Origin of the sequence: Acinetobacter sp. KS-LM10, assembly GCF_036896575.1 — a bacterium.
Lineage (GTDB): Bacteria > Pseudomonadota > Gammaproteobacteria > Pseudomonadales > Moraxellaceae > Acinetobacter > Acinetobacter avistercoris.
The window spans coordinates 621915-645073 of record NZ_CP145906.1 but is presented as its reverse complement, the minus strand read 5'-3'; the positions used below and the strand labels follow the sequence as shown (position 1 = coordinate 645073).

Genomic DNA, 23159 nt, shown 5'->3' with positions numbered 1-23159 from the left:
CAAAACACAAAACATAAGATCGCCGCTCGGCTAAAGAAATTGTTTTTACACATTTCTCCTCGAAAGAACTAACTAGATTCTGAGTTTGTTACTGTGCAAATCAATTCCTACTCTTTTCTTGCACTGCGGATATCTTTTGCTTCTTTTCTATTATGCACCACACATCTTATATTCAATCTGACCATATATGAACTTAACTGAACTCAAGAAAAAACCGATAGGCGAACTCATCAAAATTGCTGAGTTTATGGGCCTTGAAGGAATGGCACGTAACCGTAAGCAAGATATCATTTTCGCCATTTTGAAACGTCATGCAATGAATGGCGAAGAAATTTTTGGTGATGGTGTTCTTGAAATTCTTTCTGATGGTTTTGGCTTCCTTCGTTCTGCTGCGGGTTCTTACCTTGCAGGACCTGATGATATCTACATTAGCCCGTCTCAAATTCGTCGTTTTAATTTACGTACTGGCGATACCATTACAGGTACAATTCGTCCTCCGAAAGAAGGCGAACGTTATTTTGCTTTACTTAAAGTAAATCAAATCAACTACGACACCCCTGAAAACTCACGTAATAAAATTTTATTTGAAAACCTTACTCCATTATTCCCAACTGAACAGTTAATGATGGAATTGGGTAATGGTTCAACTGAAGATTTAACTGCACGTGTAGTCGATCTTATTGCTCCGATTGGTAAAGGACAACGTTCTATCATTGTTGCACCGCCAAAAGCCGGTAAAACAATGTTATTGCAAAACATTGCTCAATCTATTGTGCGTAACAATCCTGAATGTTTCTTGATCGTTCTTCTGATTGATGAACGTCCGGAAGAAGTAACAGAGATGGAACGTACAGTTCGCGGTGAAGTGATTGCTTCTACATTCGATGAAGCGCCTGCGCGTCACGTTCAAGTCGCTGAAATGGTCATTGAAAAAGCAAAACGTTTGGTTGAACATAAGAAAGATGTCGTTATTCTACTTGACTCAATCACGCGTCTTGCACGTGCATATAACACGGTAATTCCATCATCTGGTAAAGTATTGACAGGTGGTTTGGATGCACATGCGCTAGAACGTCCAAAACGTTTCTTCGGTGCAGCACGTAATATCGAAGAAGGCGGTTCACTGACCATTATTTCTACTGCACTGATCGAAACAGGCAGTAAAATGGATGAAGTGATTTACGAGGAATTCAAAGGTACAGGTAACCAAGAGATTGCACTTGATCGCCGTATTGCTGAAAAACGCGTCTTCCCTGCGATGAATATCAAGAAATCTGGTACACGTCGTGAAGAACGTTTAATGAGCGAAGAGAACTTACGTAAAGTTTGGATTCTTCGTAAGCTTCTTCACCCTATGGATGAGTTAGCGGCAATGGAATTCTTATTGGATCGCATGAAAGAAACCAAAACCAATGATGATTTCTTCGATCAAATGAAGCGTAAAGCTGCAAACTAATACCACGAATAATAAAAAAGACCACTATTGATAGTGGTCTTTTTTATGGTTGACATTTTTTACATAAATACACAATTGACAATTAAAAATGTAAAGTTATATATAATTAATTGATTTATATCATTTCTGTGAATAAAAATAGCGGTATATTAATAACTTACTTTGTACTCTTCCAATTTAGAATTCAAAATCAATTGTAATTATCTGTTAAAAATATGCTGTTTTTTAACCTTTTTTAGCAATTATTTTAAATCACCCAGTAGTAATTCAATATGCCGAGTGATAGCATGTTGGCATACCAGTTAGGCTGCTCCATGCGTTATTAACCTCACTAACGTTAGGAATAATAAAAGCACACAACAGGCTAACCAGGTTTTTTTTGTCTCTATATATTTTAATGAGAGTGATGCCATGTTATTCAAAAAAATTGCTATTGCTGCTGCCGTTGCTACTACTTTAGCTTTCGTTGGCTGTGCTAAAAAAACTGAAGATGCTGCTGCTGATGCTAACGCTGCTGCGTCTGAAGCTGTTGAAGCTGCATCTGAAGCTGTTGTAGCTGCTGATGCTGCTGCTGTTGAAGCGACTGACGCTGTTGCTGCTGATGCTGCTGCATCTGAAGCGACTGATGCTGCTGCTGTAGCTGTTGATGCTGCTGCTGACGCTACTGCGACTGCTTCTGCTGCTCAATAATAATCTCTTAGATTATTATCAGAAAAAGAGAACCTTTGGTTCTCTTTTTTTTCGTCTCTTGTTTTTGTTTCTAGTTGATTCAACTAAAAGATTGAGCTTCAAATTCATTTAATTCTATAAAATTGGATTAAAAAAAACCTCAAGTACAAAGACTTGAGGTTTGATATAAAACAAGATCGACCTTAGTCAACTTGTTCAGTACCGACACGTTGTCTAAATTTCTGACCTGCGCGGAATGTCACTACGCGACGTGCGGAAATTGGAATCTCTTCCCCAGTTTTAGGATTTCGTCCTGGGCGTTGACGCTTGTCACGCAATTCGAAATTACCAAAACCTGAAAGTTTGACGTGTTCACCTGCAATTAATGCTTGGCTAATTTCATCAAAAAACAACTCTACCATTTGCTTAGCTTCACGACGATTTAAACTCGTGAGCTCACTCAAATGATCAGCCATTTCTGCTTTTGTTAATGCTGTCATGAGGCCCTCAATGTCGCTTGGTAAGTGTCTTGCAACACTTGAATAATGTTATCCATACCGGACTTGATTTCAGCATCTTCAAGTGTGCGTGATGGGTGTTGCCATAAAATAGCAAATGCCAATGAGCGTTTGCCCTCTTCAACACCCTGACCCGTATACACATCGAATAACCAAGTAGAGTCTAATAACTCACCACCTACTTTTTCGATAAGTTGCTGAATTTCACTGACATTAATCTTATCATTAATTAAAAGGGCAATATCACGTCTAACCGACGGAAATCGTGATAATTCTGTAAAATTAGATACATAAGTTTGCAAAACAGCCAATTGATCAAGTTCTGCCACCCAAGTTGTACCTAAATCAAGCTTTTCTTCTAATGATGGATGTAGTCGACCTAAATAACCAATCGATTTTCCATCCACTAAAATCTCTGCAGATTGTCCTGGGTGTAACCAAACGCGCTCAGAACGAACATATTCAGCATTGATACGTCCTGCGGCCAAGACCTCTTCTACTTCACCTTTCAGATCAAAGAAATCCATAGCTTGAGGTTTAGCATGCCAAGATTCATTGGTTTTCGCACCAACCGCAATCATTGCCAAGGTTGGGATTTGCTTCAACTCATGAATATTGGCTGCATCTTGATAATCAAAACGCAAACCTAATTCAAAGAAACGCACACGACTTTGTTGACGATTAATGTTGTATTGAACACATGGGATTAAGCTAGATAACAAAGTAGAGCGCATCACAGCTAAATCACTTGAAATTGGGTTTGCCAATGCCAAAGGATTTACATCTGGATTTAAAATTTTCTCTAATTTCAAGTCTGCAAAACTAAAACTAATCGCTTCTTGATATCCAAGAGTGACGAGCGTTTGACGCAACTGACCTAACTCAAATTGATCTTGATACTTCGCAAGCTTTGTTTCAATCACTGGCAAGCTAATTTGAATATTGTCATAGCCATGGATACGTGCAACTTCTTCAATTAAGTCTTGGTATATAGCCATGTCATAGCGATGTGAAGGAGGAACTACTGACCACTGCCCGTCAGTTTTTTCAGTCACTTTACAATCTAAACGAGTCAATGCATCAACAATGAAAGTAGAATCAACGTGATAACCTAACAATTGATCGACTTGTGCTTGATTCAGTTCAATCGCTTGGCGTGTTGGTAATAATGCTTTATTTTCTGCAATCGTGATTTGCCCGAACGAACCACCAGCTAACTCTTGAATCAATTGAGATGCGCGCTGCATTGCCATCATTGGCAATTCAAAATCTACACCACGTTCATATCGCTGCGATGCATCTGTATGTAGACCAAATTTTCGCGCACGACCTGCAATCGCAAGTGGTGCAAAGAAAGCGGATTCTAAGAAAATTTCTGTTGTTTCATCGGTCACAGAAGAAGACAAACCGCCCATAATACCTGCAATCGCTAATGCTTTTTCATCATCAGCAATGACCATAACATCTTCAGTCAATTCAACTTCTTGCTCGTTTAACAACACCAGCTTCTCTTGTGCGGTTGCTTGACGAACCTGTACTGAACCTTGAAGTTTGCCACCGTCAAATGCATGCAATGGCTGACCCAATTCAATCAATACATAGTTGGTGATATCGACCAAAATACTATGCTGACGAATACCTGAACGTGCCAAAACGCGCTCCATCCATACAGGTGTTACTGCTTTAGTATTGATGTTTTTGATCACACGACCGAGGTAACGTGGGCAACCTTCGGTGCTCACAATGACGTTCTTTTCATCTGCAAGAGTTACTGTAACATCTTCAACATGCGGTACAGTCACAGGCAATTGATTGATCACACCAATTTCACGTGCAATCCCTCGAATACTGAAGCAATCACCACGGTTAGGCGTGATACTGATATCAATGACATTATCATCAAGATCTAAATATTCACGAATATTTAAACCAACAGTTGCATCACTAGGAAGCTCTAACAGACCATCAAGTTTATCTTCAAGGTCAATTTCAGATGCGCCACACAACATGCCTTGTGACTCGATCCCACGTAACTTTCCTTTTTTAATTTTAAAGTCACCTGGTAATACTGCACCAATGGTTGCAACAGGTGCTTTCATACCTGCACGCACATTCGGTGCGCCACATACAATTTGCAGAGGCTCGCCCGTTCCAATATTTACCGTAGTAACTTTTAAACGATCTGCATCAGGATGCTGTTCTACAGTTAAAACCTCACCCACAACAACACCCGTAAATGGCTTTGCAGCTGGAGAAAGCTCATCGACTTCTAAACCCAACATCGTCAATTGATTTGAAAGTGTATCGCTATCAATGGCTGGGTTAACCCATGTACGTAACCAATTTTCGCTAATTTTCATTTATAAAAACCTGTAATTTCAATCTCTAGAATCCCTACTCAGATTCAGCTTTAAATCGATTCTTTTTAATCAATAAAGCTGAAGAGAAGCTTTGCTTCACAAGAGAGGATTAAATAAAAGTCTTAAGCAAACTGGCGTAAGAAACGCACATCATTTTGGAAGAACATACGCAAATCATTCACACCGTAGCGAAGCATTGCAAAACGTTCCACACCTAGACCAAATGCAAAGCCTGTGTATTTTTCAGGATCAATTCCTGCCGATTGAAGAACATTCGGATGTACCATACCGCAACCCAAAACTTCCAACCAACGACCGCGCTCATCCATAATATCCACTTCTGCGCTTGGCTCAGTGAACGGGAAATAAGACGGGCGGAAACGCACTTGAAGATCTTTTTCGAAGAACTCATTTAAAAGATTAATCAATAAACCCTTAAGTTCCGCGAAGCTGGTTTTTTCAGCCACGTATAAACCTTCGATCTGATGAAACATCGGTGAATGTGTTTGATCTGAATCACAACGATAGACACGACCTGGACAAACAATACGAATCGGTGGTTGCGAGGTTTCCATCGTGCGAATTTGGACACCAGATGTATGTGTACGTAGTAGATGATTCACATCAAAGTAAAACGTATCATGCATGGCACGAGCCGGATGATGACTCGGAATATTTAATGCTTCAAAGTTATGATAATCGTCTTCTACTTCTGGACCTGTCGCGATGTTAAAACCAGCTCTGGTAAAAAATTGGCAAATACGATCTTGAACTTGTGTTACAGGGTGAATACTGCCGACAAACTGACCACGACCGGGCAAAGTAATATCAATTTGCTCACTTGCGAGCTTTTGTTCTAATGCCGCTTGATGCAAAAACGTTTGACGTTGAGTTAATGCGCCAGTAATGGCTTCACGCACGGCATGAATATGCGCACCAAAAACTTTACGTTCTTCAGGGTTCATTTTGCCCAGCGACTTCGATTGTTCAGCGAGCTGGCTTTTTTTACCCGTAAACTGCACACGTACTTGATCGAGTGTAGCAAGGTCCTCTGCTGCTGCAATGGCAGCAAGCGCTTCAGTGGTCAGGGCTTCCAGTGACATAGTAACTCTCAAAGCAACAATTTAAGAAAAATAATATAACCATATATTCTAACAGTTTTTACGCATTGGTATGCAGTTTAGAAGATGGAAAATCAGGACAGTGATAAGTTATGCAATAAGATTAGTAATTTGATTTATAAAAAGTATAAGATATTCACATTGTCACTAAGAAGATAAACAATGGCACTTGACCCGATTTGGAAACAACAGCTTGCTCTCGTCAGCTATGGCAATGAATATTTAAGCCAAAATTTGAGTTTTAGTCACTGGGCAAAACATCCGATTTTCAATCAGCATATGTTCGCTTTTCGTGATCTACTTTCTCAACAGTTATTAGCACAGCATTTCCAAGTTTGGCTCGAAGGCCTCAAAAAACAAGGGGTAATCAGAATAAGCTTACATAATTCAAGCCTATTACTCGATGAGCAAAATCCCAACCCAAATGTTGAACTTCTACCTTATGCTCACTTTATTGTCAGCCACCACAGCAAGTCTTATGCAGCATGGATTTTTGGTAAAGAACTGGCTGAGTGGTATAACGGTGATAATGAATTTCAGCCACCATTAAAGCAACGTTCAGATTTACGAATAGAAAATTTTTGGCGTTATGAATTAAATTCCAAACTGATTAAGCGAGTCGAAGTTGATCTGCAACAACCGAACTGGGATGTAATTCATACTTACACAGACAATGTTCTCTTTGATCAACCGCTCGCTCAAGGCTTTGTAGCGCCTGATCTATTAGGACAGTCCTACTATGGATATACACGCGAAAATTTAGCAGAACCTCATAGCTCCACAAGTTCAGCAGATCAGTTAAATTTAGCACTATTACCCGATGACTATAATGCAACGTATGCACATGAAAGTTTGATTCGACTCGAAGCTTTAGATCAATTCATCACACAAAAACTTAAGACCTCCCACATTGAAGAAGATGCTTTAAGTCATGAAGAGCGAGTAAGTCTTCAGCGCTTTAAACATAAACTTGAGGATTTAACTGCGAAATTTGTCACCAAAGTTGCGAACCATTATAAAACGGCTCGCTTAATTCCTGTTGAAAGAAATATTCCATCGGAAGAGCACGCGCAATCTATTCACACTGAAAATCGCTTTTTCAATAACGACGCACCAAATATAAAGCCAGAACATAAGTCTGCTAAATCAAATGTCTTTGCATTGATTGTGATTACCGTGGTGATTTGTATTTGCGCATACTATTTTGGATTATAGCATTTAGATAACAAAACATTTATTCAGTAAAACACAGGGTGACAAATTCAAAAAAAAGAAAGAAGTTGGTTGACGTAATTAAAAATATGAAATAAATTGGAATTTCGCTACTTAGGATTTTCCAATTACTTTCAGTAAGGATACGTTATATATGACCAAATACCCCCACCCATCATCATTTGATAAAGAGTTAACGGATGATAAGTTATCCTATATCGCAAAATTGATGCTTCAGTCATTTGATAAAAGTTTCAGAGATACACGCGACCAAGACGATGACAATTATACTTTTGGTACTGTTTTCTTTAAAAGAACTCATAATTGTTTTAAAAGAGAGTTCTTAAATGATGCCTGTCCATATAAAATTGAAATTTTAGATAAGACTAACAAATTTATTTTCAAACTGGGACAAACACCTTGTCGCTTTTTTGAAGAAAAAAACTATTTTTATCCAACAAAGAAAGGGGCATTTGTTCTCACTGAACAATTGAGCCTCTTTAATGAAGTCGGTTTACCCTGCTATTCAAATTTCTTACTCATGTATTCTCTTGATGAAGATGGGTTTCCATTAGCAACTGTTCTTTTTGTCAGTTACGACATTAATGAAAATATCGTTGCTCTTTGGGAATATAATTCATCTAGCTTCACCCCTTCAATTCAAACCGATGATTTGTTTACACCAAAGAGTAGTGGTAAAAAGCGTACTCGAAATTTATCAAGTAAACGCAATAATACCGACAAGTCAGAAGAGAATTGAATCAATTATTAGGTTACACAATGTTTAATTCTTTTAATGGACTCGAACTTAAACTACTAAGATTATTCAACGAGTTATCTCTTGAAGATGTAGCAGTTAAAGTTGGTAAATCAAAACAATATATACATAAACTTGAAACGGGTCTCGGTTATCCAACCGATGATCTGTTAATTGAATTATGTAATATTTTTGATGTAAAAAAGAATTTTTTTTATCAAATTCATTCACCTTTACAGGAAGATCAAATTCACTTCCGCAGTCTTAAATCATCAAGACAGTTTGCAAAACAAGTGGTAATTTCAAGAGCTGAACAATTAAATAGATTAATTAGGTTTATTGAAGAAAATGTTGATTTACCAGACTACCTAATCAGTTCTATCGAGACTGATCACACTCAATTAACAGGAGATCAAATCGAGAAAATTGCCGAAGACTTCAGGAAGCAATTTGACTTAGATTTAGCTCCTATCGAAAACTTAACGGAATTCTGTGAAGATATTGGCATCGTTATAACTGACTTTGACTCTATTTCGAGCGAAGTTGATGCTTTATCATTAATTTGTCAAAGACCTATAATTGTTCGAAACACTAGTAAAAAAAGTGCATGTAGACAAAGATTTGATATAGCTCATGAAGTTGGCCATATGCTACTGCACAATGGGGTTACTACTGGCGATACTTTAACTGAGTCCCAAGCACATAGATTTTCTAGTGCGTTATTGTTACCACAAGCGATGCTGAGAACAAATTTTCCAATTTTATTCAAGGGTGGTCGATTTGATTGGAATAAAATGAGTGAATTCAAGAAAATTTGGGGAATTAGCAAAGCAGCTATTCTATACAGAGCTAAGCAACTCAACTTAATTGATGATGGTCAGTATAAAACTGGTGCTATTCACTTAAGAGTAAATGGTGAGGCAAGACAAGAGTTTGAAGACATTAGTATGCCTATTGAGACACCTTCACTACTTCAAGATGCTATTAATATTGTAATCAGTGATGGCATTTCTGTTGAAAAAATTTCTAATGAGTTAAATATTTCTGTTTCTATGCTGGAAAAGCTTACTAATATGAAATTTATTATTCAAGAAAATAAACTACAGATTATTTAAAAAAAAGACCGCTAAAAGCGGTCTTTTTTAAGTCATAAAGACTTATGCAGCCAATGCGCTTTTCGCTTTTTCAGCGATAGCAGCAAACGCAACTGCGTCATGCATAGCGATGTCAGCAAGAACGCGACGGTCGATGATGATCTGAGCTTTTTTCAAGCCAGAAATCATACGGCTGTACGACAAACCATTTAGACGAGCACCAGCATTGATACGTGCAATCCACAAAGCGCGGAATTGACGTTTCTTTTGACGACGGTCACGGTAAGCATATTGACCTGCTTTGATTACAGCCTGGAACGCTACGCGATAAACACGTGAGCGAGCGCCGTAGTAACCTTTAGCACGAGCAAGAATTTTTTTATGACGACGATGCGCCTGAACACCACGTTTTACACGAGCCATTTATAAATCTCCTTAGATGTATGGGCACATACGGCGAACTGAAGCAACGTCACTAACGTGAACCATTACACAGCCGCGTAATTGACGAATACGCTTAGCAGATTTTTTGGTCAAAATGTGGCGTTTGAACGCTTGTTTACGCTTAAAACCGTTAGCAGTCGCTTTAAAGCGTTTAGCTGCACCACGGCGAGTTTTCATCTTAGGCATAACAACCTCTTTTGAACACCTGTTCGGAACGTCTGCACCATTGCAAAAACGACCTGCAGGTAAGGGAGCGAGTATTCTAAAGCATCTTTGATTAAAACAAAAGCAATAACATTAAATTCATTGTTCGACCCGATCAAACCAATAAAGCCACTAAAATCCTTGCAGCCAAACTCAATACAGTAAATACTCGCACTGCTTTATTCGACATTCATTTTCAGATCATTTCTAAGACATAACATTATGAAACCACTGCTCTGCTGTTCTTTCCTCATGTGCCTTGCTTCAACATCGGCTTATAGCTTAGAAAGCACAACATCAACGCAATTGAGCACCCAAACTACGGTTGCTGAACCTGCACATTTAACAACTCGAATTCAGTGGACTAAATTTCCTCAGCTACAATTTGAAGATGCTGATTTAAAATCCCTAGATCGCTATGCGATTGTCCGCATTAAAGCAAATGAGTCTGGCAAAGTAGTCGATGCTTCAGTGAAGGAAAGTACTGGCATTCAGAAATTAGACCAAATGCTATTAAAAGCAGTTTATGCAGCAAAAACCAAACCCTTTAAAAAAGATGGGAATGAACTTTCAATTATTGGTTATCAAACATTTAGTCTAAAACTGAATGAAGATACTGAAAACTGCCCACTGAACTTCAACTCTAAAGTCTGGCAAGCACAACAAGCGCAAAAGAAAACCGCATTTACCTATTTAAACCAACCACAGCTCAATATAACGTCCAATGATTTAAATGGGCATAACCGAAAAATTAAATTCACCTTTAAAGTCAATAAACAAGGTGATGCCACTCAAGTAAAAATCAACACTGGCTCTGGAGTCTATGCATTAGACCAAGCGCTTAAACAAGCGGTTTTAGCTGCTCAGGTTAAAGTTCCACGAAAATATTGGGTTTATAAAAAGTCAAAATTAAAAGATGAAATTATGTTTAATTTAAATGATTGCCAATCACCAAATTGACTATAAAAACCCTAAAAAAATTAAATAAACACATATATAGCGACCGATTTTTGCGATAGATACGATAAGCAAAAATCGGTAGAAATTCTCTTTAAGCAATCCTGCTATTAGCGTAATGGGATCACCAATAATGGGCACCCAGCTCAGCAATAATGACCAATATCCATATTTTTGATAGGTTTTTTGTGCCTTTTTCATACTCTGCTCTGACACAGGAAACCATTTTCTATTCTTATATTTTTCAATCTGAACGCCTAAATACCAGTTGACACAAGAACCCAGTATATTTCCGATACTCGCCACCAAAATTAATAGTACCGCTGAATATTCTGTCTTCATCAGAAGGGCTAATAATACTGCTTCAGACTGCAACGGTAATAAAGTCGCTGCACCAAAAGCAGAAATAAAAAGTAAAAATAAACTCAGCACTACAGTCCTAGTTTCTTCTTGGTTTTTTTATACTGATACACAGATCCAACAACAGACAAAATCAAAATGAAATAACGACTCCATCGGTAGCGATCTATTAAGGGATCAATAGCTGCGCGCACTGTAACATTATCTTGAGTTTGCAATGTCTGTACCAAGTTTTGTACATGTACTGCTTCCGCAACCAGCAGAATCAAACAGCCGACCAAACCCATAATAATATAGACGTAAATTTTTGCGTTATTTTCAATAATGGTTGTTGAATTTAAAAAGAATGCTTTCATCACTTTGGACTCAATAAAAAACCACCGTTAAGGTGGTAAATTGCTTAATCATGAAATCTTAGCACAGTTGTCCAGTGCAATTTGATTACACCTGTATTGAAAGTGCTTTTTGAACAGCTGATCGTGCAGTGAGTCGCTCGATATAATCCTGCACATGTGGATAGTCTTCTAATTGAATACTTTGCCAATCATGACGCAGCAACCAAGGTAAAATGGCCATATCTGCAATCGAGTATGCTCCCGCGACGTATTTCTGCCCAATCAATTGCTTATTCAACACGCCATAAAGTCGCTTACTTTCACTTACGTAACGATCAATCGCATAAGGAATTTTTTCTGCTGCAAATTTATTGAAATGGTGATTTTGTCCTAACATCGGACCCAAGCCACCCATTTGCCACATAAGCCATTGTTCAACTTCAACACGCTCTTGCTCATCACTCGGATAGAACATTCCTGTTTTGCGACCTAAATATTGTAAAATTGCACCAGATTCAAAGATCGAAATCGGTTCACCTCGCGGGCCTTGCTGATCCACGATAGCGGGTATTTTATTATTGGGAGAGATCTTGAGGAAATCTGCTTGAAACTGATCATTTTCCATAATATTAATTGGATAGATTTTATAATCTAGGGCCATTTCCTCTAAAGCAATTGCCACTTTATGACCATTGGGTGTACCCCAATAATATAAATCAATCATGTTTTAATCCTTTTCGATTCTGTCTAGTATTCTTCAGTTTTGATTATTTTATAACATGTTTTTGCATTCTAAATCACATATAAAGTTAATCAATACTCATCTCAAAATCTGTATATGACTCACTCAAAATTTTTGCTCAAAAAAATTTAAAAATAATCTTGAAATTTTGAACCTCGTACCGATATTTAAAATAACAGCAAGGATCTGATGATGCTGTTGAATCTTTATTGGTGCTATGCACAATAAATTGAAATCTTATTTTTATAACTTTGCTGACCTCAGGAGGTTTTATCAATGAGCAACATGAGTCTAACTCCGCTATTCCGTCGTAGTATTGGTTTTGATCGTTTTAATGATTTATTTGATTATGCCATGCAAAGCGATACACCCAATTATCCACCGTACAATATCGAAAAGATTGCAGACAACAATTATCGTATCGTGGTTGCCGCAGCGGGTTTCTCTGAAGAAGAGCTTTCAATACATCTTGAGAACTTAGTCCTGAGCATCTCAGGTAAGCCCAGCGAGCAAAACAAAGAGACAAATACGGAGTTCCTACATAAAGGTATAGCCCGTAGAGCATTTAAGTTATCTTTACGCTTAGATGAACATATCGAAGTACAAAATGCGAACTATGAAAATGGATTACTCACCATTGCATTAGAGCGTATTATTCCTGAAGAAAAATTACCTCGCCAAATTCCGATTGGAAAAAATGTGAATCGTTTAGAATCCGTTACTGTAGATGCTTAACATGAATAAAAGACCTGCCCAGCGCAGGTCTTTTTATATTTAAATTTTGTTCTTCTCTTTCTAAATTGACTCTTTATTCCAACAAGATAAATTCGATTTTTTAATCAATTTGACCTGATTGAGTTAGCTCAATATTTTTGAGGTATTGAGTACTCATGATTTTATTCAAATTCTTTAATTTAACTGCAAACAAAAAAAAGCACTGCATAGTGCAGTGCTTTTTCCAGTCTGGATAATATTACTTTTTCTTTTTAGGACCAAGTAACATACCCATTTGACGACCTTCCATTTTTGGTGATTGTTCAACAACACCAAAATCAGTCACGTCAGCTTCAATTTTTTGCAATTGAGCTAAACCGAGCTGTTGATGTGCCATTTCACGACCACGGAAACGCAAAGTAATTTTGACCTTGTTACCTTCTTCTAAGAAACGAAGAATGGCACGCAGCTTGATGTTGTAATCACCAATGTCTGTACCAGGGCGCAACTTAATTTCTTTAACCTGAACTTGATGCTGTTTTTTCTTAGCATCTTTTTGCTTTTGCTTCAGATCGAATAAATGCTTGTTAAAATCCATGATCTTACAAACAGGTGGCTCTGCATTGGCTACGATCTCAACAAGATCAAGCTCAACTTCTTCTGCAGCGCGCAACGCTTCAGCTAATGAAACGATGCCTTTTTGCTCTCCCTCAGCACCAACGAGACGTACTTCTTTTGCACGGATCTCGTCGTTTAATGCAGGACGATTGCTTTTAGCACCCTGTTGTTGGTTACGGTCAGGCTGTTTAATCTTTATTACTCCACAATATACCGGCCACGATCGGCAACGGCTACTTTCACTAAGTCAACGAAGGCATCAATTGACATAGTCCCTAAATTTGTTCCAGCGCGAGTACGAACATTGACTGTCCCTTCCTCTACTTCTCGATCACCAAGGACCAATAAATAAGGAATACGCTCTAATGTACGTTCACGAATCTTAAAGCCGATTTTCTCATTTCTCAAGTCTGAAATGGCACGAATTCCACTTTCTTTGAGTTTTGCGACGACTTGCTCGCAAGCAACCGCTTGAGAATCGGTAATATTCATGACACATGCTTGAATCGGAGCCAACCAAGGTGGCATGAATCCAGCATAATGTTCAATTAGTATACCAATAAAACGTTCGAAACTGCCAAGTATTGCACGATGCAACATGACAGGATGGTCACGATCGTTATCTTCAGTCACATAAGATGCATCTAAACGTAACGGTAAATTAAAGTCACACTGTATTGTACCGCATTGCCAGATACGACCTAAGCAATCTTTTAATGAGAATTCAATTTTCGGTCCATAGAATGCACCTTCACCTGGTTGAAGCTCCCAATCCAGACCCGCTGCATCTAAAGCGTCTGCTAAAGATTTTTCAGCAACATCCCAAAGTGAATCTTCACCCACACGTTTTTCAGGACGTGTAGACAGCTTCATTTGTACATCTTCGAAGCCAAAATCTTTATACACATCTAAAGTCAGCTGAATGAAATCAGCAACTTCTTTACCAATTTGTTCAGTGGTACAGAAAATGTGTGCATCATCTTGAGTGAAGCCACGAACACGCATAATGCCGTGTAATGAACCCGATGGTTCGTTACGGTGACATGAACCAAACTCAGCCAAACGCACAGGCAAGTCACGGTAAGACTTTAAGCCTTGGTTGAACACTTGTACGTGACAAGGACAGTTCATTGGTTTAATGGCGTAGTTACGGTTTTCAGAATGTGTTGTAAACATCCCATCCGCATAGTTTGCAGCATGGCCAGACTTTTCCCACAAAGTGAAATCAACCACTTGTGGTGTACGAATTTCTTCATAACCATTGTCTTGCTGAACTTTACGCATGTATTGTTCAAGTATTTGGTAAATCGTCCAGCCATTCGGATGCCAGAACACCATACCTGGTGCTTCTTCTTGCATATGAAAGAGATCAAGCGCTTTACCAATTTTACGATGGTCACGCTTTTCTGCTTCTTCAATACGTTTTACATAAGCAGCAAGTTCTTTTTTGTCTGCCCAAGCTGTTCCGTAAATACGCTGTAACTGTTCATTCTTCGCATCTCCGCGCCAGTAAGCACCCGAGATTTTAGTTAACTTGAATGATTTTAAAAATTTAGTATTCGGTACATGCGGACCACGGCACATATCCAAATAATCTTGATGGTAGTACAAGCCCATTTCTGTTTCTTCAGGCATGTCCGCAATCAAGCGTAATTTATATTCTTCGCCGCGTGCTGTGAACTCTTCGATCACTTCATTACGCGGAGTCATTTTTTTCACGACATCATAATCTTGATCGATCAGCTTTTTCATGCGTGCTTCGATTGCAGCCATGTCATCTAAAGTAAATGGACGTGGCATCCAAATGTCATAGTAGAAACCTTCTTCAATGACTGGACCAATCACCATCTTTGCTTCAGGGAACAATTGCTTTACTGCATGACCCACTAAATGCGCGCAAGAATGGCGAATGATTTCAACACCCTCTTCATTTTTAGGGGTGATGATTTGCAACGTAGCGTCTTCAGTAATGAGGTCAGATGCATCAACTAAACGATTGTTAACACGGCCTGCAACTGTATTTTTTGCAAGACCAGGACCTATGCTTAAAGCAACATCCATAACAGAAACCGCGTGATCAAATTGCTTTTGATCACCATTCGGCAAAGTAATAACAGGCATAAAAAATCCTTAAGGAGTGATGCCCCGTACCATGGAGCATGTCACCGCGAGATTATGATCGAGGAAAACCTCAAAATATAAAATCGGTGCAATATATTAAAGTGCCAAAATTTTACACCTTTAATGGTTTTTTATAAACCATTCACTTAAATTAAACACAAATCTAGATGAATTCATTCGTATAAATAGCGCTAAACCAATCAAAACACAGAAGTTGATAGGAACATCATTATTTCACTACAATCCAAGGACAAATCAAAGAACAGGCTTTTGTCACTATTTTAAAAAATAGTGCGTTCTTTATTTGTATAACAATCAAATCGTTTCAGCAAAAAAAAATACGCTAATGACCGAAAGTGACATAGGTTTGTAACTCATCTATTTGAAACTCATTTATTTGTAACTCGCCCTTGGCTTTCTCTATTTCTATAGTGCATCTCAATTTTTATCTCATCATTAGAAAACTGTATACCATTTTTCGAAAACAACCCTTTCACGTGATATGGCATACTTAAAGTCGATTATTTTATATATTGATTGAAAAAATATAAATCTCATGCAAAACACTACCCACCCAAAATCAATTAGGCAGGTCACATGCAAATAAAAAAATTACTCGCTTGGTCATCTTTAGACACTTTAAAACCTACTTATGCACTTGCAGCCAATGTGGATCTCGTGGTTCTCCGTTTAGAAGACACTGATCCTGAAAAAGTCGTGGTGATGTATGGCCGCTGTCAACACCGCGGCGCGTTAATGTCTGATGCACATATTCAAGGCGATAAAATCACTTGTGGACTTCATGGCTCACATTACAGTTATAAAACGGGTATAAACCCACGTTATATCAATAAAAACTTACATAAATTTAAAGCTTGGATTGAAGATGATTTTGTTTGTGTCGATTTAGACGAAATCCAAGCTTGGGAAACTAAAAACCCACAAAACTTCAAACGAGATCAGTATCAAGGTTTGTATGCAGACTCACAAAGTGCACCTGAAGAACCACATAATAAATTTATTTTAGAGCTCGCACGCCATGGTCTCAGCAAGTTTGGTCATCATGGGCCAAGTGCCGCGATGGGTGTTCCTTATAATCAACTTCCAAAATGGGAAGATATTCAGTTAGTCACAGCACAACTTTGGAAAGTCCCTCTACTTGATGATGCCGCGGTATCAACAGAAGTGATTATTGGTAAAAATGCAAAGAAACCCCTCAAGCTCAAAATTCCAATTTTTGTTTCAGATATGAGTTTTGGCGCCCTCTCGCAAGAAGCCAAAGTTTCATTAGCACTGGGTGCCGAACTGGCTGGAACAGGTATTTGCTCAGGTGAAGGTGGCATGCTTGAAGATGAGCAAGCGGCCAACTCTCGTTATTTCTATGAGCTTGCTTCAGGTCGCTTTGGTTATGACATCGAAAAAGTTAAGCAGTGTCAGGCTTTTCATTTCAAAGGTGGTCAAGCTGCTAAAACAGGGACAGGAGGTCACTTACCGGGCCATAAAGTGGTCGGCAAAATTGCAGAAGTTCGTGGCTTAGAAGAAGGTCAAGCCGCTATTTCCCCTGCAACGTTCCCTGATTGGACAGAGCTATCACAATACAAAGCATTTGTTGAATATATTCGCGAAGAAACAGGTGGCATACCCATCGGATTTAAACTTTCGGCACAACATATTGAAAAAGATATTGATGCTGCACTGAGTATTGGTGTCGATTACATTATTTTAGATGGCCGTGGCGGCGGTACTGGTGCAGCACCGACCTTATTCCGTGACAATATTTCCGTTCCAACGATTCCAGCCTTGGCTCGAGCACGTCGTCATTTAGATCGTTTAGGTCGTCGTGATATTAGCTTAGTCATCACAGGCGGTTTACGAGTTCCTGCTGACTTTATTAAAGCATTGGCTTTAGGTGCAGATGCCATTGCGATTTCAAACTCAGCGATGCAATCCATTGGCTGTTTAGGTATGCGCGCTTGTCAAACCAATGACTGTCCTGTGGGGGTTGCGACGCAACAAGATCATTTACGTCGCCGTATAGAAATTGAAAAATCAGCGCAACAATTGGCAAATTTCCTACACGCTTCCACTGAACTGATGCAAGTTATGGCGCGTGCCTGCGGTCATGACCATCTCAGCAAATTCAGTATCGATGATTTAACCACATGGAAACACGAAATGAGTCAATTGACTGGCATTCAATACGGCGGGGTTCAATAATTTCAAAGCATCAGATGCTTTAATTTTATGATCTTTGTATAGATTCAAACTACAAATAAAAAGGACACAGCCGTGTTCTTTTTTTTGCTTAAATTTGATCAAAAAAGTACCCAAAATGCTTTTCACCCTGAACTAAGCTGAGATCCCAACCTATAACAATAAATAAGCCATCGCAAAACTGCTTGAGATGGCGGATGAGATTCAATACTTCAAAGTTATTTAAATTTCAAACAGTCAATATAATCGACTAAAGAACTACTGATTTCTTGCACAAATTTGTCTATGTTGATTACAGCCATAAAAATTTAATAAGGAAATATAAATGAATAGCGCCTATGATCAGCTCCCTCGCACACCAGCAAACTTTGTTGCGTTGTCACCACTGCGCTATTTAGAACGTGCTGCCTATATTTATCCTCATCAAGATGCCATCATTCATGGCGCACGTCGGATTTCTTGGCGAGAAAAATATACTCGCTGTCGTCAATTTGCCGATCAATTACAAAAATTAGGTATCCAAAAAAACGATACCGTTTCAGTACTTCTGCCCAATGTTCCCGCGATGCTAGAAGCACACTTTGCTGTACCCATGTCTGGTGCTGTTTTAAATACGCTAAATACACGTCTTGATGCTAAGACTTTGGCCTTCATGTTGGAACATGCAGAAACAAAAGTATTATTGGTTGATCCTGAATTCGCGGCTTTGGCACAAGAAGCACTCGCTTTGGTTCAACGAGAAATTTATGTCATCGACGTAATGGATACTGAATATGAAAATCATGCAAATAGTATTGCAATTGGTCAGGTTGAATATGAGGATTGGTTAGAAAATGGTAACCCGCAGTTTGAATGGGAACTACCACAGGATGAGTGGGATGCGATTAGCTTAAGTTATACCTCTGGAACAACAGGCAATCCTAAGGGTGTGGTTTATCATCACCGAGGGGCTTATATCAATGCAGCAAGTAATATTATTGCTTGTGGCATGACACCACGTGCAACTTATCTTTGGACACTGCCATTATTTCACTGTAATGGTTGGTGCTTTGCTTGGACCATTGCCGCAAATGGCGGAACCAATATTTGTCTACGTAAAGTAGATCCTGAACTTATTTTTAAACGCATTGCTGAACATAAAGTCGATTATTTCTGTGGCGCACCGATTGTGCTTTCAATGTTGATTAATACACCTAAAGAAAAACAGGTAAAAATTGATCATCAAGTAGAAGTCATGGTTGCTGGTGCTGCACCTCCTGCCGCGATTATTGAAGGTATGCGTAACCTTGGCGTCAACGTCACTCATGTTTATGGTCTAACTGAAACCTATGGCCCTTCTGCACTGTGTGCTTCTCAAGCTGGCTGGAGTGAGCTGAGTATTCAAGAACAAGCGCAACTGCATTCTCGTCAAGGCGTACCCTACCCATTGCAAGATGGTATGAAAGTCATTGATCCGGAAACGATGCTTCCTGTACCGCATGATGGAAAAACGATGGGAGAAATTATGTTCCGTGGAAACATCGTCATGAAAGGTTATCTCAAAAATCCTGAAGCAACAGCCGAAGCATTTGCAGGGGGCTGGTTTCATACTGGTGATTTAGCCGTGTCTCAGCCTGATGGATATGCCAAAATTACCGATCGCTCCAAAGACGTGATTATTTCTGGTGGTGAAAATATTTCTTCTCTAGAAGTCGAAGAAGTCTTATATCAACATCCAGCAGTGCTTACTGCTGCAGTTGTTGCAAAACCAGATCCTCGTTGGCAAGAAGTGCCTTGCGCATTCATTGAGTTAAAACAAGGTGCTTCCGCAACACCAGAAGAAATCATCGAGTTTTGCAAACAGCATTTGGCCCGTTTCAAAGTTCCTAAAGATGTGGTGATCACTGAAATTCCGAAAACGTCGACCGGAAAATTACAAAAATTTGTTTTACGTGACTGGGCCAAAGAGCGTTCTGAGCGTGAATTAAGCTAATCTAGAGTTATAGAGATTTCGATAAGATAAAAATAAAAAACGACCATGCGTGGTCGTTTTTTAGTGCTATCAACATCATTCAATTAAAGCGCGGAAAACTCACGGCGGATTAAAATCGCTTGTTGGCAAATCCCCTCTACTTTACGCTGTTGTTCAAAGATCGCTGGCGTCATCACATCAAAATGATCAAAAAAACTAATTTCACGCTCATTGATATCATAAATTAAGGAATGATTCCCCACACCCGCGAATGTGTCGTAATACACGATCACCCAATGATTTAGCTCCACTGCATGTTGAAGCGCTGAGTAATTGAGTGCGGGTAAAATTGGAATATTCAGTCGTTCAGCTTCTCGATAGCTTGGAAGTTCGTTCACGTCTTTATGCAAATCTTCATCCGTATGAAAAGTGACCGTAAAACCCATTTTTTTTAAACCGACAGCCAGCCCAATGCTAAAAGTTCCATATTCTTCATCGTAAGCACAAACATTGGCTAACTCTTGGATATCAATTTCAATATCACAATGTTGCAATAACATCCACACAGCATAAATACCGCAGTTGGCATTCATATTTTGTAATTGTTCAGGAATGTCTAAGCTCATAAAATTCAGCCTTTGCTTAAGTCATTATTTATACGTTAAAGAATTTTAAAGCATAAAAGTTTAATTTAGCGTCAAATAAAAATCTAAGAAATAAAAAAAGCGATCCTCAATGATCGCTTTTTTCATATACAAACTAAAACTACTTTGTGTTGTCCGAAATCAATGCAACCTGTTGAATATAGTTGGTCATATTTAATTTCGACTGTGCAACAGCATCATCACCCAATTCTTGCTTAATATCACGTTGAATACGCAAGATATGTTGGCGAATCGCATGATGTTCAGCTGCATTAAAGATCTTAATGAATTCTTTAATCGCAGGATCACCTTGTGCAATCATTCGATCTACCCAACGATGCAACTGAGCAGTTTTCTTTAAGCCTTGTTGTGGTGTCAGATAAGAGAGAATTACACTTTCATCTTCATTACGTAATAATTTACCAATACGTAAAAATTGACGACGACGTGCTTCATGTGACGTAATTAAACGTACATCTTCTAATGCTTCAATTAAACGCTCTTCCACAGGAAGGTTTTTAATTTGTTTAGGATTCAACTCAGCGAGTCTTTCCCCCAAAGCAGCCATGCGTTGCACAGCCTTCTTTTGTTCAGTTTTGCTTGCACGTCCTTCTAAAGATTCAAAGTCATCTTCAGTAAAACGTTGCGTTCGACGTGCCACGATTATTCTGCCTCGTAAAATTTTGCTGCGAATAGCGCTTGGACTTCAGACAACGCTTTCTCTTCGTCTGACCCATCCACCACTAAACGTAAAGTTGTGCCTTTGCCCGCACCAAGCATGAGCAATGACATAATATTTTTGGCATCAACCAGTTTATCGCCCTTACCAATTTGAATCGAACAACGAAACTTAGTAGTGACTTCGATAAGTTTACCAGATGCTCGCGCATGTAACCCTAATTTATTAATTACGTCAACAGTTGTGTCAATCATGACCAGTGCTTCATTTCTCTATGCAAGACTTGAATAGACCATTGTGCCTCAAGTGCTTTTTTCAGTCTATCTACAATATATACAGAGCGGTGTTTGCCACCCGTACATCCTATGGAAACCGTTATATAATGGCGATGTCCTGCAGCGAATGCAGGCAACCATTTTTCTAAAAATTGATTTAAATCATTAAACATTTCATTGGTTTTATCATTAGAGCTTAGAAAATTCTGGATTGGTTCATCCAAACCACAGTATTCTCTTAACTCTATATCCCAATGTGGATTCGGCAAATGTCGAACATCAAAAATAAAATCGGCATCTAACGGTATGCCATGTTTATAACCAAATGATTGTAAAATAACAATCAGTTTATCAACCTGTCCCAAACGAGATAATAAAGTATCTTTAAGATCGTGAACACTTTTATCAGATGTATCAATCTGAAGCGTCGCTCTCATTTGAATCGGATGCAGTAATTGTTTTTCTTCTTGAATACATTCATTGAGGCTTTTAAAACGATTCGCCAATGGATGTGGACGACGAGAGGAACTAAAACGCGCTATTAATTCGTGATCCTTGGTCGTTAAATAAATAACATCGACCGCGCCATGTTTTGCAAGCTCCTGAAAAACTTGATCAAACTCTTGTAAATCAGCTCGTGTACTTCGAACATCGACACCGAGAGCCAATTGCTCCAAATGATTTTCTTGATCAAGTTTTTCAACAATTTCAGGTAATAATGCCAGAGGCAAATTATCAATACAGTAATATCCTAAATCTTCTAATACCTGCAAAGCAGATGATTTTCCAGAACCAGACTGACCCGTAACAATAAGAATGCGCTTCATAGCAGAGCTACCTTAATTGAATCATGAACTTGAATAATGAATCTGAATATTGTCGATTAAACGTGTTTTGCCAATTTTTGCTGCAACGAAAAGAACAATGTTTTGATCAAACTGTTCTACGTTTTGTAATGAAGGTGTTTTTGCCTCGACATAATCTATGGCAAAGCCTGCATCAACCAGTTTTTCTCGAATAGCATTCAATACATCATTCAGCGCCTGTCCTTGCTTTAACGCTATTTCAGCAGCTTGAAGTGACTGATAAATGACAGGTGCTATCTGACGATGTTCTGCTGACAAATATGAATTCCGTGAACTGAGTGCTAAACCATCTTCTGCACGTGCAATCGGAACACCAATAACTTCTACAGGTATATTTAAATCATGTACAAATTGTTTGATGACAGCCAGTTGTTGATAATCTTTTTGACCAAATAAAGCAAAATTCGGTTGCACGATATTCAATAACTTAGTGACCACAACAGCAACACCATCGAAATGACCTGGGCGCTGTGCTCCACATAATTCGTTGGTGATCTCTCCCACACTGATATTGGTCAAGCGTGGTTTGGAACCATACATTTGCTCTACAGAAGGTGCAAAAACAATATCGCAACCTACGTCTGCCAGAAGCTGGCTGTCTTGTTCTAATGTCCGCGGATAACTATCAAAGTCTTCATTTGGACCAAATTGAATCGGATTCACAAAAATACTAACCACTACAACATCACAGAAATTACGGGCTTCACGTACCAAATTTAAGTGACCTTGGTGTAAATTCCCCATCGTCGGGACAAAGCCAATCGTTTTACGAGCTTGGCGAGCAGCACTGAGAGATGCCGTTAACCCTTGAATAGTGGTTTCAGTTTTCATGTTGTACAACTCAACTT

The 23159-nt window shown here is 38.8% G+C and carries 24 protein-coding genes; 9 read left to right on the top strand and 15 right to left on the bottom strand.

What is annotated here, in order from left to right; genetic code table 11:
• Positions 1-187 precede the first annotated feature (187 nt).
• Entirely contained in the window at positions 188-1456 is a 1269-nt protein-coding gene (gene rho, locus V5M36_RS02910) for a transcription termination factor Rho (RefSeq protein ID WP_338561846.1), read from the top strand.
• 411 nt (positions 1457-1867) lie between these two features.
• On the top strand, positions 1868-2146 hold the full coding sequence (locus V5M36_RS02905) for a hypothetical protein (RefSeq protein WP_338561844.1): 279 nt from the start codon (positions 1868-1870) through the stop codon (positions 2144-2146).
• 182 nt (positions 2147-2328) lie between these two features.
• Here the strand turns inward: V5M36_RS02905 and V5M36_RS02900 are convergent, their stop codons facing one another.
• From V5M36_RS02900 to pheS, 3 genes are all read right to left on the bottom strand, one after another.
• Positions 2329-2625 carry an integration host factor subunit alpha gene (locus tag V5M36_RS02900; RefSeq protein WP_035265376.1) on the bottom strand — a complete coding sequence of 99 codons (297 nt, stop codon included), beginning with the start codon at positions 2623-2625 and terminating at the stop codon, positions 2329-2331.
• The gene (pheT, locus tag V5M36_RS02895) at positions 2622-5003 is read right to left on the bottom strand and encodes a phenylalanine--tRNA ligase subunit beta (RefSeq protein WP_338561840.1); all 2382 of its coding nucleotides are present in this window, start codon (positions 5001-5003) and stop codon (positions 2622-2624) included. The genes V5M36_RS02900 and pheT overlap by 4 nt, the downstream gene beginning before the upstream one ends.
• A 122-nt stretch (positions 5004-5125) precedes the next feature.
• Positions 5126-6106, bottom strand: a complete 981-nt coding sequence (pheS, locus tag V5M36_RS02890; protein WP_338561838.1) for a phenylalanine--tRNA ligase subunit alpha — start codon at positions 6104-6106, stop codon at positions 5126-5128.
• A 180-nt stretch (positions 6107-6286) separates the two neighbouring features.
• Here pheS and V5M36_RS02885 point away from each other — a divergent pair, with 180 nt between their 5' ends.
• From V5M36_RS02885 to V5M36_RS02875, 3 genes are all read left to right on the top strand, one after another.
• A complete protein-coding gene (locus tag V5M36_RS02885; protein ID WP_338561836.1) occupies positions 6287-7339 on the top strand; it encodes a hypothetical protein in 1053 nt (350 codons plus the stop codon).
• Between the two features lie 151 nt (positions 7340-7490).
• Positions 7491-8096, top strand: a complete 606-nt coding sequence (locus tag V5M36_RS02880) for a hypothetical protein (protein WP_338561834.1) — start codon at positions 7491-7493, stop codon at positions 8094-8096.
• Between the two features lie 20 nt (positions 8097-8116).
• Positions 8117-9208, top strand: coding sequence for a helix-turn-helix domain-containing protein (locus tag V5M36_RS02875; protein ID WP_338561832.1), 1092 nt, complete (start codon positions 8117-8119; stop codon positions 9206-9208).
• A gap of 42 nt (positions 9209-9250) precedes the next feature.
• Here V5M36_RS02875 and rplT read toward each other — a convergent pair whose 3' ends face one another.
• Positions 9251-9610, bottom strand: a complete 360-nt coding sequence (gene rplT, locus V5M36_RS02870; protein WP_086189120.1) for a 50S ribosomal protein L20 — start codon at positions 9608-9610, stop codon at positions 9251-9253.
• A gap of 12 nt (positions 9611-9622) precedes the next feature.
• A complete protein-coding gene (gene rpmI, locus V5M36_RS02865; protein ID WP_004278281.1) occupies positions 9623-9817 on the bottom strand; it encodes a 50S ribosomal protein L35 in 195 nt (64 codons plus the stop codon).
• Between the two features lie 240 nt (positions 9818-10057).
• On the opposite strand from rpmI, the gene V5M36_RS02860 reads away from it, so the two are divergent.
• Positions 10058-10795 carry an energy transducer TonB family protein gene (locus V5M36_RS02860; protein ID WP_338561826.1) on the top strand — a complete coding sequence of 246 codons (738 nt, stop codon included), beginning with the start codon at positions 10058-10060 and terminating at the stop codon, positions 10793-10795.
• Here the strand turns inward: V5M36_RS02860 and V5M36_RS02855 are convergent, their stop codons facing one another.
• From V5M36_RS02855 to V5M36_RS02845, 3 genes are all read right to left on the bottom strand, one after another.
• Positions 10796-11221, bottom strand: coding sequence for a YqaA family protein (locus tag V5M36_RS02855; RefSeq protein ID WP_338563999.1), 426 nt, complete (start codon positions 11219-11221; stop codon positions 10796-10798). It abuts the gene before it with no gap.
• 2 nt (positions 11222-11223) lie between these two features.
• Positions 11224-11508: a hypothetical protein gene (locus tag V5M36_RS02850; RefSeq protein ID WP_338561824.1), complete on the bottom strand. Its 285-nt coding sequence runs from the start codon at positions 11506-11508 to the stop codon at positions 11224-11226.
• A gap of 85 nt (positions 11509-11593) precedes the next feature.
• Positions 11594-12211 carry a glutathione S-transferase N-terminal domain-containing protein gene (locus V5M36_RS02845; protein WP_338561822.1) on the bottom strand — a complete coding sequence of 206 codons (618 nt, stop codon included), beginning with the start codon at positions 12209-12211 and terminating at the stop codon, positions 11594-11596.
• A gap of 294 nt (positions 12212-12505) precedes the next feature.
• Between V5M36_RS02845 and V5M36_RS02840 the strand changes: the two genes are divergently transcribed.
• On the top strand, positions 12506-12964 hold the full coding sequence (locus V5M36_RS02840; protein WP_338561820.1) for an Hsp20 family protein: 459 nt from the start codon (positions 12506-12508) through the stop codon (positions 12962-12964).
• 238 nt (positions 12965-13202) lie between these two features.
• Here the strand turns inward: V5M36_RS02840 and infC are convergent, their stop codons facing one another.
• Together infC and thrS are read right to left on the bottom strand one after the other, a co-directional pair.
• On the bottom strand, positions 13203-13754 hold the full coding sequence (infC, locus tag V5M36_RS02835; RefSeq protein WP_081405911.1) for a translation initiation factor IF-3: 552 nt from the start codon (positions 13752-13754) through the stop codon (positions 13203-13205).
• A gap of 5 nt (positions 13755-13759) precedes the next feature.
• Positions 13760-15682, bottom strand: a complete 1923-nt coding sequence (gene thrS / locus V5M36_RS02830; RefSeq protein ID WP_338561818.1) for a threonine--tRNA ligase — start codon at positions 15680-15682, stop codon at positions 13760-13762.
• Positions 15683-16279: 597 nt separating this feature from the next.
• Between thrS and V5M36_RS02825 the strand changes: the two genes are divergently transcribed.
• Together V5M36_RS02825 and V5M36_RS02820 are read left to right on the top strand one after the other, a co-directional pair.
• Entirely contained in the window at positions 16280-17899 is a 1620-nt protein-coding gene (locus V5M36_RS02825) for a glutamate synthase-related protein (RefSeq protein ID WP_338561815.1), read from the top strand.
• A gap of 322 nt (positions 17900-18221) precedes the next feature.
• A complete protein-coding gene (locus tag V5M36_RS02820) occupies positions 18222-19868 on the top strand; it encodes an acyl-CoA synthetase (RefSeq protein ID WP_338561812.1) in 1647 nt (548 codons plus the stop codon).
• Between the two features lie 83 nt (positions 19869-19951).
• On the opposite strand, the gene V5M36_RS02815 is transcribed toward V5M36_RS02820, so the two are convergent.
• The 5 genes from V5M36_RS02815 to panC form a co-directional block, all read right to left on the bottom strand.
• Positions 19952-20473: a cysteine peptidase family C39 domain-containing protein gene (locus tag V5M36_RS02815; RefSeq protein ID WP_338561810.1), complete on the bottom strand. Its 522-nt coding sequence runs from the start codon at positions 20471-20473 to the stop codon at positions 19952-19954.
• A gap of 139 nt (positions 20474-20612) precedes the next feature.
• The gene (gene yjgA / locus V5M36_RS02810; RefSeq protein WP_338561808.1) at positions 20613-21152 is read right to left on the bottom strand and encodes a ribosome biogenesis factor YjgA; all 540 of its coding nucleotides are present in this window, start codon (positions 21150-21152) and stop codon (positions 20613-20615) included.
• 2 nt (positions 21153-21154) lie between these two features.
• On the bottom strand, positions 21155-21424 hold the full coding sequence (locus tag V5M36_RS02805; protein WP_338561806.1) for an HPr family phosphocarrier protein: 270 nt from the start codon (positions 21422-21424) through the stop codon (positions 21155-21157).
• Positions 21421-22272 carry an RNase adapter RapZ gene (rapZ, locus tag V5M36_RS02800; RefSeq protein WP_338561804.1) on the bottom strand — a complete coding sequence of 284 codons (852 nt, stop codon included), beginning with the start codon at positions 22270-22272 and terminating at the stop codon, positions 21421-21423. The genes V5M36_RS02805 and rapZ overlap by 4 nt, the downstream gene beginning before the upstream one ends.
• Positions 22273-22293: 21 nt before the next feature.
• Entirely contained in the window at positions 22294-23142 is an 849-nt protein-coding gene (panC, locus tag V5M36_RS02795) for a pantoate--beta-alanine ligase (protein ID WP_338561802.1), read from the bottom strand.
• Between the last annotated feature and the right edge of the window lie 17 nt (positions 23143-23159).

Bases quoted from the DNA above. Each gene is read 5' to 3' on its own strand.
- rho (WP_338561846.1), top strand. From the start codon at position 188: ATGAACTTAACTGAACTCAAGAAAAAACCGATAGGCGAACTCATCAAA.
- V5M36_RS02905 (WP_338561844.1), top strand. From the start codon at position 1,868: ATGTTATTCAAAAAAATTGCTATTGCTGCTGCCGTTGCTACTACTTTA.
- V5M36_RS02900 (WP_035265376.1), bottom strand. From the start codon at position 2,625: ATGACAGCATTAACAAAAGCAGAAATGGCTGATCATTTGAGTGAGCTC.
- pheT (WP_338561840.1), bottom strand. From the start codon at position 5,003: ATGAAAATTAGCGAAAATTGGTTACGTACATGGGTTAACCCAGCCATT.
- pheS (WP_338561838.1), bottom strand. From the start codon at position 6,106: ATGTCACTGGAAGCCCTGACCACTGAAGCGCTTGCTGCCATTGCAGCA.
- V5M36_RS02885 (WP_338561836.1), top strand. From the start codon at position 6,287: ATGGCACTTGACCCGATTTGGAAACAACAGCTTGCTCTCGTCAGCTAT.
- V5M36_RS02880 (WP_338561834.1), top strand. From the start codon at position 7,491: ATGACCAAATACCCCCACCCATCATCATTTGATAAAGAGTTAACGGAT.
- V5M36_RS02875 (WP_338561832.1), top strand. From the start codon at position 8,117: ATGTTTAATTCTTTTAATGGACTCGAACTTAAACTACTAAGATTATTC.
- rplT (WP_086189120.1), bottom strand. From the start codon at position 9,610: ATGGCTCGTGTAAAACGTGGTGTTCAGGCGCATCGTCGTCATAAAAAA.
- rpmI (WP_004278281.1), bottom strand. From the start codon at position 9,817: ATGCCTAAGATGAAAACTCGCCGTGGTGCAGCTAAACGCTTTAAAGCG.
- V5M36_RS02860 (WP_338561826.1), top strand. From the start codon at position 10,058: ATGAAACCACTGCTCTGCTGTTCTTTCCTCATGTGCCTTGCTTCAACA.
- V5M36_RS02850 (WP_338561824.1), bottom strand. From the start codon at position 11,508: ATGAAAGCATTCTTTTTAAATTCAACAACCATTATTGAAAATAACGCA.
- V5M36_RS02845 (WP_338561822.1), bottom strand. From the start codon at position 12,211: ATGATTGATTTATATTATTGGGGTACACCCAATGGTCATAAAGTGGCA.
- V5M36_RS02840 (WP_338561820.1), top strand. From the start codon at position 12,506: ATGAGCAACATGAGTCTAACTCCGCTATTCCGTCGTAGTATTGGTTTT.
- thrS (WP_338561818.1), bottom strand. From the start codon at position 15,682: ATGCCTGTTATTACTTTGCCGAATGGTGATCAAAAGCAATTTGATCAC.
- V5M36_RS02825 (WP_338561815.1), top strand. From the start codon at position 16,280: ATGCAAATAAAAAAATTACTCGCTTGGTCATCTTTAGACACTTTAAAA.
- V5M36_RS02820 (WP_338561812.1), top strand. From the start codon at position 18,222: ATGAATAGCGCCTATGATCAGCTCCCTCGCACACCAGCAAACTTTGTT.
- V5M36_RS02815 (WP_338561810.1), bottom strand. From the start codon at position 20,473: ATGAGCTTAGACATTCCTGAACAATTACAAAATATGAATGCCAACTGC.
- V5M36_RS02805 (WP_338561806.1), bottom strand. From the start codon at position 21,424: ATGATTGACACAACTGTTGACGTAATTAATAAATTAGGGTTACATGCG.
- rapZ (WP_338561804.1), bottom strand. From the start codon at position 22,272: ATGAAGCGCATTCTTATTGTTACGGGTCAGTCTGGTTCTGGAAAATCA.
- panC (WP_338561802.1), bottom strand. From the start codon at position 23,142: ATGAAAACTGAAACCACTATTCAAGGGTTAACGGCATCTCTCAGTGCT.